Origin of the sequence: Pseudoxanthomonas sp. YR558 (assembly GCF_900116385.1) — a bacterium.
Classification (GTDB): domain Bacteria; phylum Pseudomonadota; class Gammaproteobacteria; order Xanthomonadales; family Xanthomonadaceae; genus Pseudoxanthomonas_A.
In genome coordinates this window covers 953369-967220 of record NZ_FPCI01000001.1, presented here as the reverse complement: position 1 = coordinate 967220, position 13852 = coordinate 953369, and the positions used below count along the sequence as shown (strand labels likewise).

The window sequence follows — 13852 nt, the reverse complement described above, 5'->3', positions numbered from 1 at the left end:
TGACCACGACACCGTACCCACACCAGGGAGCGCCTATGCGACTTGCCGATTTCATCGAAGCCAACACGCAGACGATCCTCGACGACGCCGTGCATTTCGCCGTCAGCCAGGCACCCGGCGGCGCGCGTTTGAACATCAAGCGCCTGCGCAACGACATTCCGCACATCCTGCGCGAGATCGTCGCCGACCTGCGCACGCCGCAGAGTGAGGCCCAACAGCGCGCCAAATCCCTTGGCCGCGCGCCGGCCCACGTCGGACCGGAGTCGGCGGCCACCAGCCACGGACGCAGCCGCGCCGATGATGGCTTCGGCGTCAATCAGATGATCGCCGAGTACCGCGCACTGCGCGCCTCGGTGCTGCGCCTGTGGGCGGCCGATCAGGCGCTGGTCGTCGACGCGCTGGACGACATGATCCGCTTCAATGAAGCCATCGATCAGGCCGTGGCCGAATCGCTGGTGGAGTTCTCCCGCACGGTGGAGTCGTGGCGCAGCGTGTTCCTGGGCGCGCTGGGCCACGATCTGCGCGGCCCGTTGACGGCCGTGGTCGGCACGGCGGAATTCCTGATGGACAGCGTGAAGGACACGCCGCACGCGCGGCCGGCCGAGCGCATCCTCAACGGCGGCCTGCAGCTGGGCCGGCTGGTGGATGGATTGCTGGACTACAGCAAGAGCGCGCTGGGCGCGGGCATGACGCTGCAGCGCGCCGATTGCGACCTGGCGCCGGCGGTGGCCGAGGAGGTCGAGCTGCTGCGCTCCACGCTGCCCGGCGCGACGATTGCGCTGCAGCTGGAAGGCGGCACGCGCGGACACTTCGACGACACCCGCATCCGCGAAGCCGTGCACAACCTGGTGACCAACGCGGCGAAATACGGTGCGCCGAGCGAGGAGATCCGGGTGTCGTTGAAGGGCGAGGGCGAGCGGCTGCACCTGGCGGTCAGCAACGCCGGCGCCCCGTTGCCGAGCGAAAAACTCAACGCCCTGTTCGATCCGTTGCGGCGCGGCTCTCAAGCAGCCAACAAGGGCGAACACTCCAGCCTCGGCCTGGGCTTGTTCATCGTGCGCGAGATCGCCCGCGCCCATGGCGGCGACGTCGCCGCACGGGTGGAGGACGGCAGCACGACGTTCGTGATGACGCTGCCCACCGAGGAGGACCTCAGCGGCAACGAGGCGCGCTACGTCTTCGCGTGACGCGCTGACGCCGTTCGCACGCCGCCACCCACGCGTCAACGAAGAAGGCCCCGCATCGCGGGGCCTTCCCTTGGGACGTTCTCAGAAGTCCCAGCGGCCGGTGACGGAGAGCGGCACGGAGACGCGGCGGCCGGTGTCGTTGATCGCGGCCAGGCCGAGCCCGCCGATCGCGGAGTCGTCGTCGGACAGCTCGTCGATGTAGTTCACGCCGGCGGTGAACCGCATGCTGAAGCGCTCGGTGAAGGGGACATGCACGCCGGTCTCGAGCCCGCCGCTGAGCGCCCAATCCTTCTTGTAGAACGGCGCATTCGGGATGGTGATCGCGGCGTCGGGAATCTCGAAGGTGGCCCGGATGTCATCGGTTTCGGTCGCACCCAGGCGCGCCGCGACGAACGGCCTGACCCGGCCACCGTCGCCGAAGTAGTGCCGGTAACCGACCTCCCAGGTGTACGCGTCGTAGCGCGAGAATCGGCCGAAGACATCGAGCTCGGTATCGAGCGCCGGCACGTAGGCGGCACCGACGCGCACGCGACCGTCATCGGCACTGGTCTCCTTGGCCTGGAGGAAGACTTCGCTGCGGTCGCTCAGTCCATAGCCGACTTCCAGGCCGAACGACTTGGCGGTGCCGTAGATCTGCTCGTGGTTGCGCGAACGGATCCGCAACTCCGCGCTGACGCCGGCGAGGTCGGGATTCAACGGGCCGAGATCCGGTACCGGCGCCACGGCACCCGTGTGGACGTCGCCGCTGATCGGCCTGTCGGCGCCACCGAACACGGACATCGAGAATTTTCCCTGCTCGGGTCCCGCTGCGAAGGCCGGCCCTGCGGCCATCAGCAGGGCAGCGCCAAGAAGTTTGATCTGCATGTGCCTCTCCCACCAGAACGGGTTGCGCCTACCGACTGTAGGCACGTCCTCTACGCGAACGCGGTGCAGATGGATTCAAGAGAACGCAGGACGTAAGCGTACTTTCAGAACGCTTCACGCGCGCTCCACGTGGCTGTACGCGCGGGCCGTTCGTCGGCGTCGTGCGCATCCGGCGCGACGCGCGCATCCGATGCGCATCGCTCTGCGTATGCCTCTTGAATCACAGGACCTACGATCATGACCCCGCGTCGCGTCGATGCATTCCACACCGGCTTGCCGATCGGCATGGCACGCGTGCGGACGTACTTTCACGAGCCGACGCCTTGAACCCTCGACGCACGGTCATGGCCGAGGAAGAAAGACGCCTCCGGCCAACGGGCGCGGTGCGATGGCCGCGCCTGCTCATCAACGTGGCGGGCAATCAGGCGGTCTGGTTCGTGGCGGTGATCGCCGCGTCGCATGGCCATGCGTGGCCGGGCGTGCTCGCGGCCGCGGTGTTCGTCGGCGTCCAGGTGATCACCGCGACGGCGCCGCGCGTGGAACTGAAATTGGTGGGCGCGGCGCTGGCGTGCGGCGTCGTGGTGGATGGCGTCGCGGCGTCGCAGGGGTGGCTCCGCTATGCCGCGCCGCTGCCGGGGGGCGAGGGCTTGCCGCCCGCGTGGATTCTGGCGTTGTGGGCCTCGCTCGCCGTCACCCTCAACGTGGCGATGCGCAGCCTGCAGCGGCGGCGTTGGCTGGGCGTGCTGGTCGGAGGCATCGGCGGACCGCTGGCGTACCTGGCCGCGAGCAAAGGGTGGGACGCGGCGCGATTCGCGGATCCCGCGTGGCGGGGTATCGCCTGGCTCGCCGTGGCGTGGGCGACGGCGCTGCCGGGTCTGTTGTGGGCGGCGCGGGAGTGGAGCGCCGTCGCACCGGACAGGCAGTGCAATGCCGATGCACCGGCCGACACGCGATGACGGCTTCAATCACTTCGTTGCAACGTTGAACACACAGGGAGACCCGATATGACGCGTGGCCGACAGGCATGGGCTTTGGTGGGATGGATCGTGGCGTGTTACGCCGCGGCGGGCGTGGGTGCGCTGGCGTCCGTGGAGGCGAGCACGTTCTACGCCTCGCTGGCGTTGCCCGTCTGGGCGCCGCCTGCGTGGCTGTTCGGTCCGGTGTGGACCGTGCTGTACGGGATGATGGCGCTCGCCGCCTGGATCGTCTGGCGCACGGGGGGATGGGCACGTCGCAAGGCCGCGCTGACCGTCTTCGTGCTGCAGCTTCTCGTCAACGCGCTATGGAGCTGGCTGTTCTTCGGATGGAAGCAGGGCGCGCTCGCCTTCGCCGACATCGTGCTGCTGTGGATCCTCGTCGCGTGGACCCTCACGGCGTTCTGGAAGATCCGGGTCATCGCGGGCGCGCTGATGGTGCCTTACCTGTTGTGGATCACCTTCGCGGCCGCGCTGAACTACGCCGTGTGGCAGGCCAACGGCGCGGCGTTGGGAGGGTGATGCGCGGGGCATGGGGCGAGGCGGGGCATCGCCGCCTCGCCATGCCGTCGCCGCCGTTTCGGGCCCCTGTGCCCGTGCCAGCCCCTGCGGGGCGCTCCCATTCCGTGACACAGCCCTCACTCCGGAGCATGTAAAGCTTGTAACCACGCATACACCATCATGCTGCGGGGCAGGCGGCCGTTAAGGCCGTCAGGAAGAGGAACAAGCAGGACCTGATGGACAAGGGGCTGGTCGCAACCTACGTGCCGGAGTTGGTGGTCACCTCGTTCTTCGTGGCCGCCCTGGCCTCGTACGCCGCGCTGAAGACCACCGGCCGCGTGCGGGCCAGCGACCCGGTGGCCCGGCGCTGGTGGCTGGCCGGCGGCGCGCTGGCGATGGGCATCGGCGTGTGGTCCATGCACTTCATCGGCATGCTCGCCCTGCGCCTGCCGATCCGCCTGGGCTACGACATCGGCATCACCTTCCTGTCGCTGGTGCTGGCCGTCGCCGCCAGCGGCTATGCGCTGTGGCTGGTCACCCGTGACCACGTGAGCCGCGCACGCCTCTTCAGCGGGGCGGTGGTGATGGGCATGGGCATTGCCGCCATGCACTACGTGGGCATGGCCGCCATGCGGATGAACCCGGACATCGTCTACCGCCCGGGCTGGTTCATCGCCTCCGTGCTGATCGCCATCGCCGCCGCCGGTGGCGCACTGGCGATCGCCTACCGCCTGCGCGACGACGTGCACCACGAACGCCTGCACCGCGCCCTGGCCGCGGGCGTGATGGGCGTGGCCATCGTGGGCATGCACTACACCGGCATGGCCGCCGCGCATTTCCCCGAAGGCTCGATGTGCGGCGCTGCGCTGCGCGATGGCTTCTCGCCGGATTCGCTCGCCTGGCTGGTGGTGGTCATCAACGCGGCGGTGCTCGGCACCGCGATCGGCGCCAGCGTGCTGGACCGCCTGCTGCACGAACGCACCGCGCGGCTGTCGGCCTCGCTGCAACAGGCCAACCAGCAGCTCACCCACCTGGCCCTGCACGACGCGCTCACCGGCCTGCCCAACCGCCTGCAACTGGTCGACTACCTGCAGCAGCTGATCGCGCAAGCGCAGCGCGACGACAGTCGCTTCGCCGTGCTCTTCATCGATCTGGACGGTTTCAAGGGCGTCAACGACAGCTTCGGCCACCACGTGGGCGATGCGCTGCTGGTGCGCGTGGCCAGCACGTTGCGGCAGATGATCGCGCCCGGCGATACGGTCGCGCGGCTGGGCGGCGACGAGTTCGTCATGGCCGCGGCCGTGGGCGGCGCCAACGAAGCCACCGTGCTGGGCCAACGCCTGCTCGCGCGCTTGGGCGAAGCGATGAAGCTGGAAGACCACGACGATGTGATGGTCAGCGCCAGCATCGGCATCGCGCTGTATCCCGGCGACGGCAAAGACCCCGACGCGCTGATGGCGCACGCCGATGCGGCGATGTACTGCATCAAGGAATCCGGCCGCAACGGCATGGCCCTCTACGAGCCCTCGATGAGCGAAGGCGCGCAGGGCCAGCTGCAGATGACCTACGACTTGCGCCGCGCCTTGGAGCGCGGCCAACTGGTGCTGTATTACCAGCCGCAGATCCGCGCCCTCGACAACGGCCTCGCCGGCATGGAAGCGCTGGTGCGCTGGCAGCATCCGCGCCTGGGCTTGGTGATGCCGGACCGCTTCATCACCCTGGCCGAGCGGGTAGGGTTGATCGTCGAACTCGGCGCGTGGGTGCTGGACGAAGCCTGCCGCCAGTGGGCCGCCTGGCAACGCGCTGGCGCGCGCGTGCCCACCGTGTCGGTGAACCTGTCCGCCGCGCAGGTGCGCAGCGAGCAGCTGGTCGCGCAGGTGCGCAACGCGATGCGTCGCCACGGCCTGCCGCCCGGCGTGCTGACGCTGGAGATCACCGAATCGATGGCGATGGTGGAACCCGAACGCACCGCCGGCGTGCTGGAAGAACTCGCCGAGGCCGGCGCGCGCATTTCGGTGGACGACTTCGGTACCGGTTATTCCAGCCTCTCATACCTCGCGCACCTGCCGGTGCACGAGTTGAAGATCGACCGCCAGTTCGTGCGCCAGCTCGTGCCCGGTTCGCGCCACGCCGCCATCGTGCAATCGGTCGTGCACCTGGGCCGGCAACTGGGCCTGGACGTGGTCGCCGAAGGCGTCGAAACGCTGGAGCAGAAGCAACTGCTCGCCGGCATGGGCTGCACGCGCCTGCAGGGCTATCTGATCAGCCCGCCGCGCCCGGTGGAAGAACAACCCGAGCGCGCCGCCACGATCGCGGCGTACGGGTTGCTGGGCTGAGGGGTTCCCCGCTAACGGCGATAGGCCGCGCGTTTTTCCTGCAGCTTGCCCTTGCGTGTCACCACCAGGTGCGCACGCAGCCAGGTGGCGAAGTCGGCTTCGCTGAGTGAGCCTTCGGAGAGGCCGATGTACTGCGGATAGAGCTCCGGGTCCGTGGCATGCAACCGGCCGCTGTTGAGCACGATGAAGACTTCGCAGGCGACGGCGGCCGTGCGCTTGTTGCCGTCGACGAAGGGATGGTTGCGCGCCAAACCATGCGCGAGGCTGGCCGCGAGCGCGGCGAGGTCGGGCGGAGGATCGCCGTAGGCGAACAGCTGCTGCGGACGCGCGAGTGCGCTGTCGAGCAGACCTTCATCGCGCACGCCGGTGCCGCCACCATGTTCGGCCAGCTGACGGTCGTGGATGGCCAGGGCCAGCGTCCTGCTGATCCAAGTGATCATCGGAGCTCCTTACTGCGCCAGCTTGTTGAGCAACGTGCGGCGATCACGCATCACCTGTTCCGCCACCTCCATCTGCTCGGCGAGGGTGGGGTCGTACACGGTCAGGCGGATGCCGTCGGGCGTCTCCAGCGCATGCAGCTCGTCGCCTTTTTCCAGGCGCAGGCGGGCGAGCAGTTCCTTGGGCAGGATGACGCCGGCGGAGTTGCCGATGGTGGTGATCTTGAGCTTCATGGCGCGGGGTTCCGAGTGTTATAACGTGCGTTATACGCTCGCGGTCCCGCGCCCGCAACCCGCGCCGTGGCGCGCGATCCGGACAAAAAGAAAGGCGCCTGCGGCCTCGTCACCGCAGGCGCCCGGGGGCACCTGTCCCGGGGAGCAGGTGCGTCAGCGGTACACGCGCTCGCAACGGCGTTCGACGATGCGGTCGCCCTTGGTTTCCTGACTGTTGCCCTGGACCTTGCGACCGATCGCGCCGCCGGCGACGGCGCCGCCCACGGTGGCGACCTTCTTGCCGTTGCCGCTGCCCACCTGGTTGCCCAGCAGGCCGCCGATCACCGCGCCGATGGCGGTGCCGGCCACGCGGTTCGGGTCGCGGGTGTTCTTCTGCACTTCCACGTTGCGGCATTCCACTTTGCTGCCGTCGCTGAAGCGGCGGCCCTCGTCTTCCGGGCCGTAGTAGCTGTTCTGCGCGGCCGCGGCCGACATCACCGACAGCAGGCCGAGCGACAGCACGAGGCGGGAGGTCTTCATGCGCTTCTCCTGGTGGGTATCGCGGGGCCAGCCTGCGCGCGCTGTTGCGAACCCCAAGTGAAAGCCGCACACGCGCATTCACCTGCCAGTGCACTGCCTGTGACGCGCGCGCGACAAACATGACCACGGCCTGACGATGTCCCTCTCGCGTTGACATTGGCCCCACACCCGCGCGCCTACGTTCTGCTTATCCATCGACGAGGACGCCGCCATGCATACCCCCGAAGAACTCGAAAAGAAGTTGTGGAAGGCGCTGAAGTCCGACCGCACGCTGATGCTGGGCCTGGACGGTGCGGAGGATGGCCACACACGCCCGATGACCGCGCTGCTCGAACACGAAGGCCGCGGCCCGCTGTGGATCTTCACCGCCACCGACAACCTGCTGGCGCAGCGTGCGACCACGCCGCAACGTGCCATCGCCACGTTCGCCTCGATGGGCCACGACCTGTTCGCCAGCCTGCAGGGCGCACTGGTGCGCGATGACGACCGCGACGTGATCGAGCGGTTGTGGAATCCCTTCGTCGCCGCCTGGTACGAAGAGGGCAAGGACGATCCCAAGCTCGCGCTGCTGCGCTTCGATGCCGAGCACGCAGAGATCTGGCTCAACGAGCAGAGCCTGTGGGCCGGCATGAAGCTGCTGTTCGGCGTGGATCCCAAGCAGGATTACGAAGACAAGGTGGCCGAGGTAAACCTGCGCGGATGACGCGCAGCCGCACGGCCTAGGCCGGAAGTCACGATTTCCCCAACCGCACCTGACTCCGGCCGCCGAACGGTGGCCGGATGGCGTGGCGCGACCCGTGACAGGGGAAAACCAACGCGCTGGAACAGGGGCCAGGCCGCGGTGATCACGCACCGGATGCCACGCCCCATGCTGCTGTACTCGCAAACCCACCTGCACAATCTGCTGGATCGCCTGGAAACCAGCGATGCCCGCACCACCGGCCAACTGGAAGCCCTCACCGTATGGGTGGCGGCCCTGGTGCAGACCCATCCCGACGGTCAGCAATTGCGCGCCACCGCGCAGGCGCTGTCCGCGCGCAATCCGTTCCGCGCGCTCTGCCAGTACCAGGAAGAAGTGGCCGCCTACGACGCCACCTTCTGCCAGCTGCAGTCGCTGGCTTCGTTGCCCGAGCCGCAGCCCCGCGTCCGCCTGCCGCTGCCGCCGAACGTATGAAACGGGTGTCGCCCGATGCGGGCCGCCGTCGCGCGATGCGTACGCGTCGCAGCTGCGAAGGCAGCGTGCCTGGGATCGCACCGTTGTCGACGGCGGGTCTATTGGCCATGGCCATGATGGCGATGGGCGCGGCGACGGCGCCCGAGGCGCTGCTCGCGCTGCAGGACACGGCCTGGTACGAAGCGATACCGGCAGACGATATGCGCGCCGGATGACACTGGCTGCCATCGCGCGCCTCCCCAGGAAGGGAAACGCGCGATGCGCATTCTGAAAGAAGAGGACACCGCGCCAGCGATCCTATCGACGGGGACGCACATGCAGCCGAGCTGGACGAAGCTAGGGCTTCGCACAACGGTGTCCTTGTGGTCGCCGTGGCTGTTCACCTGGATCCGGTTGGCCGCTGAGCGGCACCGACCACACGTGCAGTGTCGCGCGGCATTCGCAAAGACGGCGTCAACGCAGCCGTGCACACGGCGCGAAACTGCGTGCGGGGTCACACGCGCGCGTGAACATGCGCTGTCTCGTGCCGCTTGAACCGCATGGCGGCGCCCATCAGGCGCGCGCGATCACGAATTCCAGGTATTCCGAGGGCACCACGAGAGAGCGGTGGCCGCCGATGTTCCAACGCCGCAGCAATTCGACCATCGCGTCCTCGAGCTCGCGCTGGCCGCGTGCGTCCAGTGCCGCGAAGGCTTTGTGCGTGGGCCCGTAGTACGTGCGGAACACATGCACGAAATGCGCCACCGATGCGTAGCGGAAATTGAACACGCGGCGCGCGCAGTTGATCTCGCGCGCATGGCCGCCGAACAACCGCGTGACGTGCGCTTCCGTGCCCCATAGCGCGGGCGAGGCGACGCCCGGGGGCAGGGGAAGCTGGCGCCCGATCGCCTGGAACAACTCGCCGATGAAGCCGTGCGGCGTCCAGTTCGCCAGGCCGATCCGTCCACCCGGCCGCGTCACCCGTGCCATTTCGCCGGCGGCGCGCGCGTGGTCGGGCGCGAACATGGCGCCGAAGGTGGACAGCACGACGTCGAAGCTCGCATCGGCATGGGGCAGGGCCTCGGCATCGGCAACCTCGAACTGCACCTCGAGCCCTTCCGCCCGTGCACGTGCGGCGCCCTTGTCGAGCAAGGCAGGCACGTAGTCGGTCGAGGTGACACGCGCGAAGCGGCGGGCCGCGGCGAGAGTGGCATTGCCGTTGCCGGCGGCGACATCGAGCACGCGCTCACCGGCGCGGACGTCGACCGCTTCGGCCAGTGATTCGCCGACGATCTGCAGCGTGGTGCCCACGACGGCGAAGTCGCCGCTGGCCCATGTGGCCTGCTGGCGTGCCTTCAGGGCGTCGAAATCAGGGGCTATGCGCAGATCGGTTTTGCGGGCGAGGGCGACAGCGGACATACGGAATCCAGGGGTCTCGGGGGAGTGCGCATTCTTCGCGCTTGTCCGCGTGCGTACCTGGCCCGTCGTCCCTGCGACCTGACCGAGCGTCCGGCCCGCCGTACCCGTTGCCTCACCTTCAGGTTGGCGCTGCGCCGGTGTACCGACGTGCGATCGTTCACAGGCGACAAATAGTCCGCAGGCGGATGGCGCCCGCGTCGACGGCCTGTTGTTCCGCGGCGCATCTGCGTAACGCGTCGACGGCATGATCTGGCGTGCTCGCCAGCGTTGCCTGTCCCCACGCAATGCACTGCCCGACGTCGTAGACCTCGTAGTCCGCGAAGTAGCGCGGCGGCGATGCGCGATCGTCCACGTCACGTGCCGACATGCACATCGCACTCGCATTCCGCGCAGCCCAGTTGCTCGAGCGCGATCTCCAGCGCCAGCGCGTAACTGCGCGCGCCGTAGCCATCGACCACCGCAAGGCGACGGCCGGTGGCAGGGGGCAGGGCGCCTTCGTCGAGCGTGTCGTGCACTTCCACGTACGGATGGGCGAGGCCCTGCACCGCACGTTGCAGCAGCGGATGATCGGTGAGCGCGCCCGGATCGAGCAGGGTGGCGCGCACGCCCCACGCGTTGGCCAGGCGCAGGGCGGTAAGCACTTCGGTGGTGGAGCCGCAGCTGCGCACGACGAGTGTCTGTCCAGCGCAGCCGGCGCGTTGCACCAGCGCACCGAGCACCGACGGCGGCAACGGCGGCGGTGGCGACACGAGGGCGTCGTGGCGTTCGGGACCACGGATGACGAGGATGGACATGAGGGGCTCCGGCTCAGGCATGGAAGGGCTCCGCCGCCGCAGGGCGAAGTCGGCGCAGGGCGATGTCCAGCGCCATCACGTAGGCGCGCGGCAGGTCGTCGCGCAGGATCACGGTGACCAGCGGTGCGTGCTGCGGCTGCACGCGCGGTTCCAGTGCATGCGCGGCATCGTCGTGCAGTTCGATGTAGGGCGTGGGCAGCGCATCGAGCGCATCGCGCAGGGCGTGCGTATGCGATGCGTCCGGCAATGCGAGATCGCCGACATCGAGCAATAGCAGGTCGGCGCGTTCGGCGCGCGCACGGCGCAGGCCCGCGAGGAGGTCGCGGACGCTCGCGAAGGCGCGGCAGTGCAGCGCCTGCCCGGCGGCATGGGCGCGCCTTCGCAACGAAGGATCGAGGGGGGGCGTATTGGGATGCGCGGCATGCGGGCCACGCAGGATCAGGATGGACATGGAGCGGGTCGTGGCGCACGGCGCGTGCGGTGAGACTACGTTAGGCCCGCACCCCGTAACGTCGCCATGCGTTTCGGCGACCGAGGCGTAAAGAACGCGTAGCGCCTACTCCGCTTCCAGTTCCTTGCGCATGCGCGCGTAGTCGCGGCGGTACTGGCGCGCCAGCTGCGCTTTCTTCGTGACGCTGAGGATGCGGCCGGAGACCTGGAAGAACTTCTTCTCTTCCTCGCGCAGGTGGTGGTGCACCTTCTCGGACAGTTTGCGCGCTTTCTTCAGCCAGGCGGCCTGACGCGGGTCGAGGGCCTGGATGTCTTCGACGAGCTCGTCGATCTCGTGGTGTTCGTGCAGGGCGTGGCGCGAGGAATTCAGGCCGCGGTCGTCCATCAGGATGGGCACGTAGAGGAAGCGTTCCTCGGCGGCGGCGTGTGCGGCCAGTTCGATGCGCAGCGCGGTGAACAGGTCCAGCCGCTCGCGCGTGCCCGGCTTGGAGCGGAGCACCCGGCGGCATAGCGCGCGTTGGGCTTCATGGCTTTCGTGAAGGGCGTCGTAGATGGACTCGGGCATGGCGCGCTCGCGATGGCTGGCGGAATGGCAGCCTCCCTCACGCGCTGTCGAGGCCGCGTTAACGGCGCCTCGCGGACACTCCTTGTCCACAATGCCCGCGGATACTGCCGCGACCACCACCGGAGGTCCTGCCATGGAAACCAATGAACTGCACCGCGGTCGCCTGATCGACCACATCCAGCTGGTCGTGCGCGACCTGGAGTCCAGCCGCACGTTCTACACGGCGGTGTTCGACGTGCTCGGCATTCCGCTGGGCGGCGAGGCCGGCAATTACTTCTGGGCCGACGAATTGTTCGTCTCCACCGCCGACAGCGAAGCCGCGGACGGCAAGCTCACCGGCCGCCACCACATCGCGTTCCAGGCGCAGGATCGCGCGATGGTGGACCGCTTCTACGAGGCCGCGCTTGCGCACGGCGGCAAGGACAACGGTGCGCCGGGCCTGCGCGCGTACCACCCGGGCTACTACGGCGCGTTCGTGCTGGACCCGGATGGCAACAACATCGAAGCGGTCTTCCACGGCGAAGCCAAGCGCAGTGCGCCGTCGGTGAAGGTGGAGTTCTAGCGCTGACTAATACCTTCTCCCCGCGTGGCGGGGAGAAGGCGTTGCCGCGCGTTTACAGGAACATGCCGCCCGAGGCTTCGATGCGCTGCGCGTTGACCCAGCGGTTGGCCGGCGACAGCAGCGAAGCGACCACGCCGCCGATATCGTCGGGCACACCCACGCGGCCCAGCGCCGTCTGCGAGGCGACAAAGGCATTGAGCTGTGCGTTGTCGCGCACGGCGCCGCCGCCGAAGTCGGTTTCGATCGCACCGGGGGCGACGATGTTCACCGCGATGCCGCGCGCACCGAGTTCCTTGGCCTGGTAGCGCGTCAGCACTTCCATCGCACCCTTCATTGCCGCATACGCCGCGTAGCCGGGCAGGGCGAAGCGCGCCAGGCCGGACGAGATGTTGATGATGCGCCCGCCATCGGCGAGCAGCGGCAGCAGCGCCTGGGTGAGGAAGAACGGTCCCTTGAAGTGCACGTCGACCAGCGCATCGAATTGCGCCCGCGTGGTCTCGGCGAAGCCCGCGTGCACGCCCATGCCGGCGTTGTTGACCAGGTGGTCGACACGTTCACGGCCCCAAGCAGTGAGGCGGGCACGCACGGCATCGGCGAAGGCATCGAAGGTGTCGCTCTGGCCGACGTCCAGCGGCAGCGCGGCGGCGCGTTGGCCGAGAGCTTCGATCTCGGCGACGACGGCTTCGGCTTCCGTCTGCTGGCTGCGGTAGGTGATCAGTACGTCGTGGCCCTGGCGGGCGACGGCCAGCGCCATGTTGCGGCCCAGGCCGCGGCTGCCGCCGGTGATGAGGGTGAGGGGGGAGGTGGTCGGGGTCATGGCAGGTCTCCAGTCGGGGAAGGCGGTGGATTCACCGTGGAGGCACTGTATTGGACAGGATTGAGCGGATAAATCGGCTTAGACTGATTGGACCGTTCGTCAAAGACGAACAATCGCCGGAGCCGCCATGAACCGCCTCGATGCCATGCAGGCCTTCGTCCGGGTCGCCGAGATGGCCAGCTTCACCCGTGCGGCCGACAGCCTGGGTCTGCCCAAGGCCAGCGTCTCCACCGCCGTGCAGCAGTTGGAAGCCTGGCTGGGCACGCAGCTGCTGCACCGGACCACGCGGCGCGTGCAGCTCACCCAGGACGGGCAGGCCTTCTACGAGCGCTGCCAGGACCTGCTGGCCGACATGGACGAGGTGCAGCACCTGTTCGCGCGCTCGCCGCAGGCGCTGCGCGGCAGGTTGCGGGTGGACATGCCGGCGCGCTTCGCACGGCACTTCGTGCTGCCGCACCTGCCGGCGTTCCTGCACGAGCATCCGCAGCTCGCGCTGGAGCTGAGCTGCACCGACCGCCGCGTCGACGTGGTGCGCGAAGGCTTCGACTGCGTGCTGCGCGTGGGCACGCTGGCCGATACCAGCCTGATCGCGCGGCCGCTGGGCCAGTTGCGCGTGGTGACCTGCGCCAGCCCGGCGTACCTGCAACGCCATGGCGTGCCGCAGTCGCCGGACGATCTGCATGCGCATCGGCTCATCCACTACGCCAGCCAGTTCGGCGGCAAGCCCGACGGCTGGGAATACTGGGATGGAGCGCGCTACGCCAGCGTGCCGATGGAAGGCGCGCTGACGGTCAACAGTTCCGATGCCTACGAAGCGGCGTGCATCGCCGGCCTGGGCCTGATCCAGGCGCCGGTCGCGGGCCTGCGTACGCTGGTGGAGCAGGGGCTGCTGGTGGAGGTGCTGCCGCAGTACGTCGCTGAGCCGATGCCGGTGACGCTGCTGTACGCGCACCGCCGCCACCTGCCGCAGCGCGTGCAAGCCTTCATGGCGTGGCTGACGGAGACGACGCGGCCTTATCTGGATGCATGATCGCGACGCG

The 13852-nt window shown here is 68.5% G+C and carries 19 protein-coding genes; 9 read left to right on the top strand and 10 right to left on the bottom strand.

Features of this window, described 5'->3' with window-relative positions; translation table 11 throughout:
- Positions 1-35 precede the first annotated feature (35 nt).
- On the top strand, positions 36-1187 hold the full coding sequence (locus BM365_RS04625) for a sensor histidine kinase (protein WP_093487005.1): 1152 nt from the start codon (positions 36-38) through the stop codon (positions 1185-1187).
- A gap of 81 nt (positions 1188-1268) precedes the next feature.
- Here BM365_RS04625 and BM365_RS04620 read toward each other — a convergent pair whose 3' ends face one another.
- Positions 1269-2051, bottom strand: a complete 783-nt coding sequence (locus tag BM365_RS04620; protein WP_093487003.1) for a hypothetical protein — start codon at positions 2049-2051, stop codon at positions 1269-1271.
- Positions 2052-2374: 323 nt separating this feature from the next.
- Between BM365_RS04620 and BM365_RS04615 the strand changes: the two genes are divergently transcribed.
- The 3 genes from BM365_RS04615 (at position 2375) to BM365_RS04605 (ending at position 5862) form a co-directional block, all read left to right on the top strand.
- A complete protein-coding gene (locus BM365_RS04615) occupies positions 2375-3007 on the top strand; it encodes a DUF2878 domain-containing protein (protein WP_254772656.1) in 633 nt (210 codons plus the stop codon).
- Between the two features lie 48 nt (positions 3008-3055).
- Entirely contained in the window at positions 3056-3547 is a 492-nt protein-coding gene (locus BM365_RS04610) for a TspO/MBR family protein (protein ID WP_093486999.1), read from the top strand.
- 215 nt (positions 3548-3762) lie between these two features.
- A complete protein-coding gene (locus BM365_RS04605; protein WP_093486997.1) occupies positions 3763-5862 on the top strand; it encodes a putative bifunctional diguanylate cyclase/phosphodiesterase in 2100 nt (699 codons plus the stop codon).
- A gap of 11 nt (positions 5863-5873) precedes the next feature.
- Here the strand turns inward: BM365_RS04605 and BM365_RS04600 are convergent, their stop codons facing one another.
- The 3 genes from BM365_RS04600 to BM365_RS04590 form a co-directional block, all read right to left on the bottom strand.
- Positions 5874-6302 (bottom strand): type II toxin-antitoxin system death-on-curing family toxin, encoded by a 429-nt coding sequence (locus tag BM365_RS04600; protein WP_093486995.1) that lies wholly within the window; start codon positions 6300-6302, stop codon positions 5874-5876.
- Positions 6303-6311: 9 nt separating this feature from the next.
- On the bottom strand, positions 6312-6533 hold the full coding sequence (locus tag BM365_RS04595) for an AbrB/MazE/SpoVT family DNA-binding domain-containing protein (RefSeq protein WP_093486993.1): 222 nt from the start codon (positions 6531-6533) through the stop codon (positions 6312-6314).
- Between the two features lie 153 nt (positions 6534-6686).
- Positions 6687-7052: a glycine zipper 2TM domain-containing protein gene (locus tag BM365_RS04590; RefSeq protein ID WP_093486991.1), complete on the bottom strand. Its 366-nt coding sequence runs from the start codon at positions 7050-7052 to the stop codon at positions 6687-6689.
- Between the two features lie 211 nt (positions 7053-7263).
- Between BM365_RS04590 and BM365_RS04585 the strand changes: the two genes are divergently transcribed.
- The 3 genes from BM365_RS04585 to BM365_RS04575 all read left to right on the top strand — a co-directional run bounded on the left by BM365_RS04585 (position 7264) and on the right by BM365_RS04575 (position 8441).
- The gene (locus BM365_RS04585) at positions 7264-7755 is read left to right on the top strand and encodes a pyridoxamine 5'-phosphate oxidase family protein (RefSeq protein ID WP_093486989.1); all 492 of its coding nucleotides are present in this window, start codon (positions 7264-7266) and stop codon (positions 7753-7755) included.
- 165 nt (positions 7756-7920) lie between these two features.
- Positions 7921-8226 carry a hypothetical protein gene (locus BM365_RS04580; RefSeq protein ID WP_093486987.1) on the top strand — a complete coding sequence of 102 codons (306 nt, stop codon included), beginning with the start codon at positions 7921-7923 and terminating at the stop codon, positions 8224-8226.
- A 35-nt stretch (positions 8227-8261) separates the two neighbouring features.
- Positions 8262-8441: a hypothetical protein gene (locus BM365_RS04575; RefSeq protein ID WP_093486985.1), complete on the top strand. Its 180-nt coding sequence runs from the start codon at positions 8262-8264 to the stop codon at positions 8439-8441.
- A gap of 337 nt (positions 8442-8778) precedes the next feature.
- Here the strand turns inward: BM365_RS04575 and BM365_RS04570 are convergent, their stop codons facing one another.
- The 5 genes from BM365_RS04570 to BM365_RS04550 all read right to left on the bottom strand — a co-directional run bounded on the left by BM365_RS04570 (position 8779) and on the right by BM365_RS04550 (position 11433).
- On the bottom strand, positions 8779-9624 hold the full coding sequence (locus BM365_RS04570; RefSeq protein ID WP_093486983.1) for a class I SAM-dependent methyltransferase: 846 nt from the start codon (positions 9622-9624) through the stop codon (positions 8779-8781).
- Positions 9625-9781: 157 nt separating this feature from the next.
- Positions 9782-9991 carry a hypothetical protein gene (locus BM365_RS04565; RefSeq protein WP_104367902.1) on the bottom strand — a complete coding sequence of 70 codons (210 nt, stop codon included), beginning with the start codon at positions 9989-9991 and terminating at the stop codon, positions 9782-9784.
- On the bottom strand, positions 9978-10418 hold the full coding sequence (locus BM365_RS04560) for a hypothetical protein (RefSeq protein WP_093486979.1): 441 nt from the start codon (positions 10416-10418) through the stop codon (positions 9978-9980). Before BM365_RS04560 ends, BM365_RS04565 begins: the two co-directional genes overlap by 14 nt.
- A gap of 13 nt (positions 10419-10431) precedes the next feature.
- The gene (locus BM365_RS04555; protein ID WP_093486977.1) at positions 10432-10869 is read right to left on the bottom strand and encodes a hypothetical protein; all 438 of its coding nucleotides are present in this window, start codon (positions 10867-10869) and stop codon (positions 10432-10434) included.
- Positions 10870-10974: 105 nt separating this feature from the next.
- The gene (locus BM365_RS04550; protein ID WP_093486975.1) at positions 10975-11433 is read right to left on the bottom strand and encodes a hemerythrin domain-containing protein; all 459 of its coding nucleotides are present in this window, start codon (positions 11431-11433) and stop codon (positions 10975-10977) included.
- Between the two features lie 133 nt (positions 11434-11566).
- On the opposite strand from BM365_RS04550, the gene BM365_RS04545 reads away from it, so the two are divergent.
- Positions 11567-11995 (top strand): VOC family protein, encoded by a 429-nt coding sequence (locus tag BM365_RS04545; RefSeq protein WP_093486973.1) that lies wholly within the window; start codon positions 11567-11569, stop codon positions 11993-11995.
- Between the two features lie 52 nt (positions 11996-12047).
- On the opposite strand, the gene BM365_RS04540 is transcribed toward BM365_RS04545, so the two are convergent.
- Complete coding sequence (locus BM365_RS04540) at positions 12048-12812, bottom strand: SDR family NAD(P)-dependent oxidoreductase (RefSeq protein ID WP_093486971.1); 765 nt, start codon at positions 12810-12812, stop codon at positions 12048-12050.
- A 127-nt stretch (positions 12813-12939) separates the two neighbouring features.
- On the opposite strand from BM365_RS04540, the gene BM365_RS04535 reads away from it, so the two are divergent.
- Positions 12940-13842, top strand: a complete 903-nt coding sequence (locus tag BM365_RS04535) for a LysR family transcriptional regulator (RefSeq protein ID WP_093486969.1) — start codon at positions 12940-12942, stop codon at positions 13840-13842.
- The last annotated feature ends 10 nt before the right edge of the window (positions 13843-13852 follow it).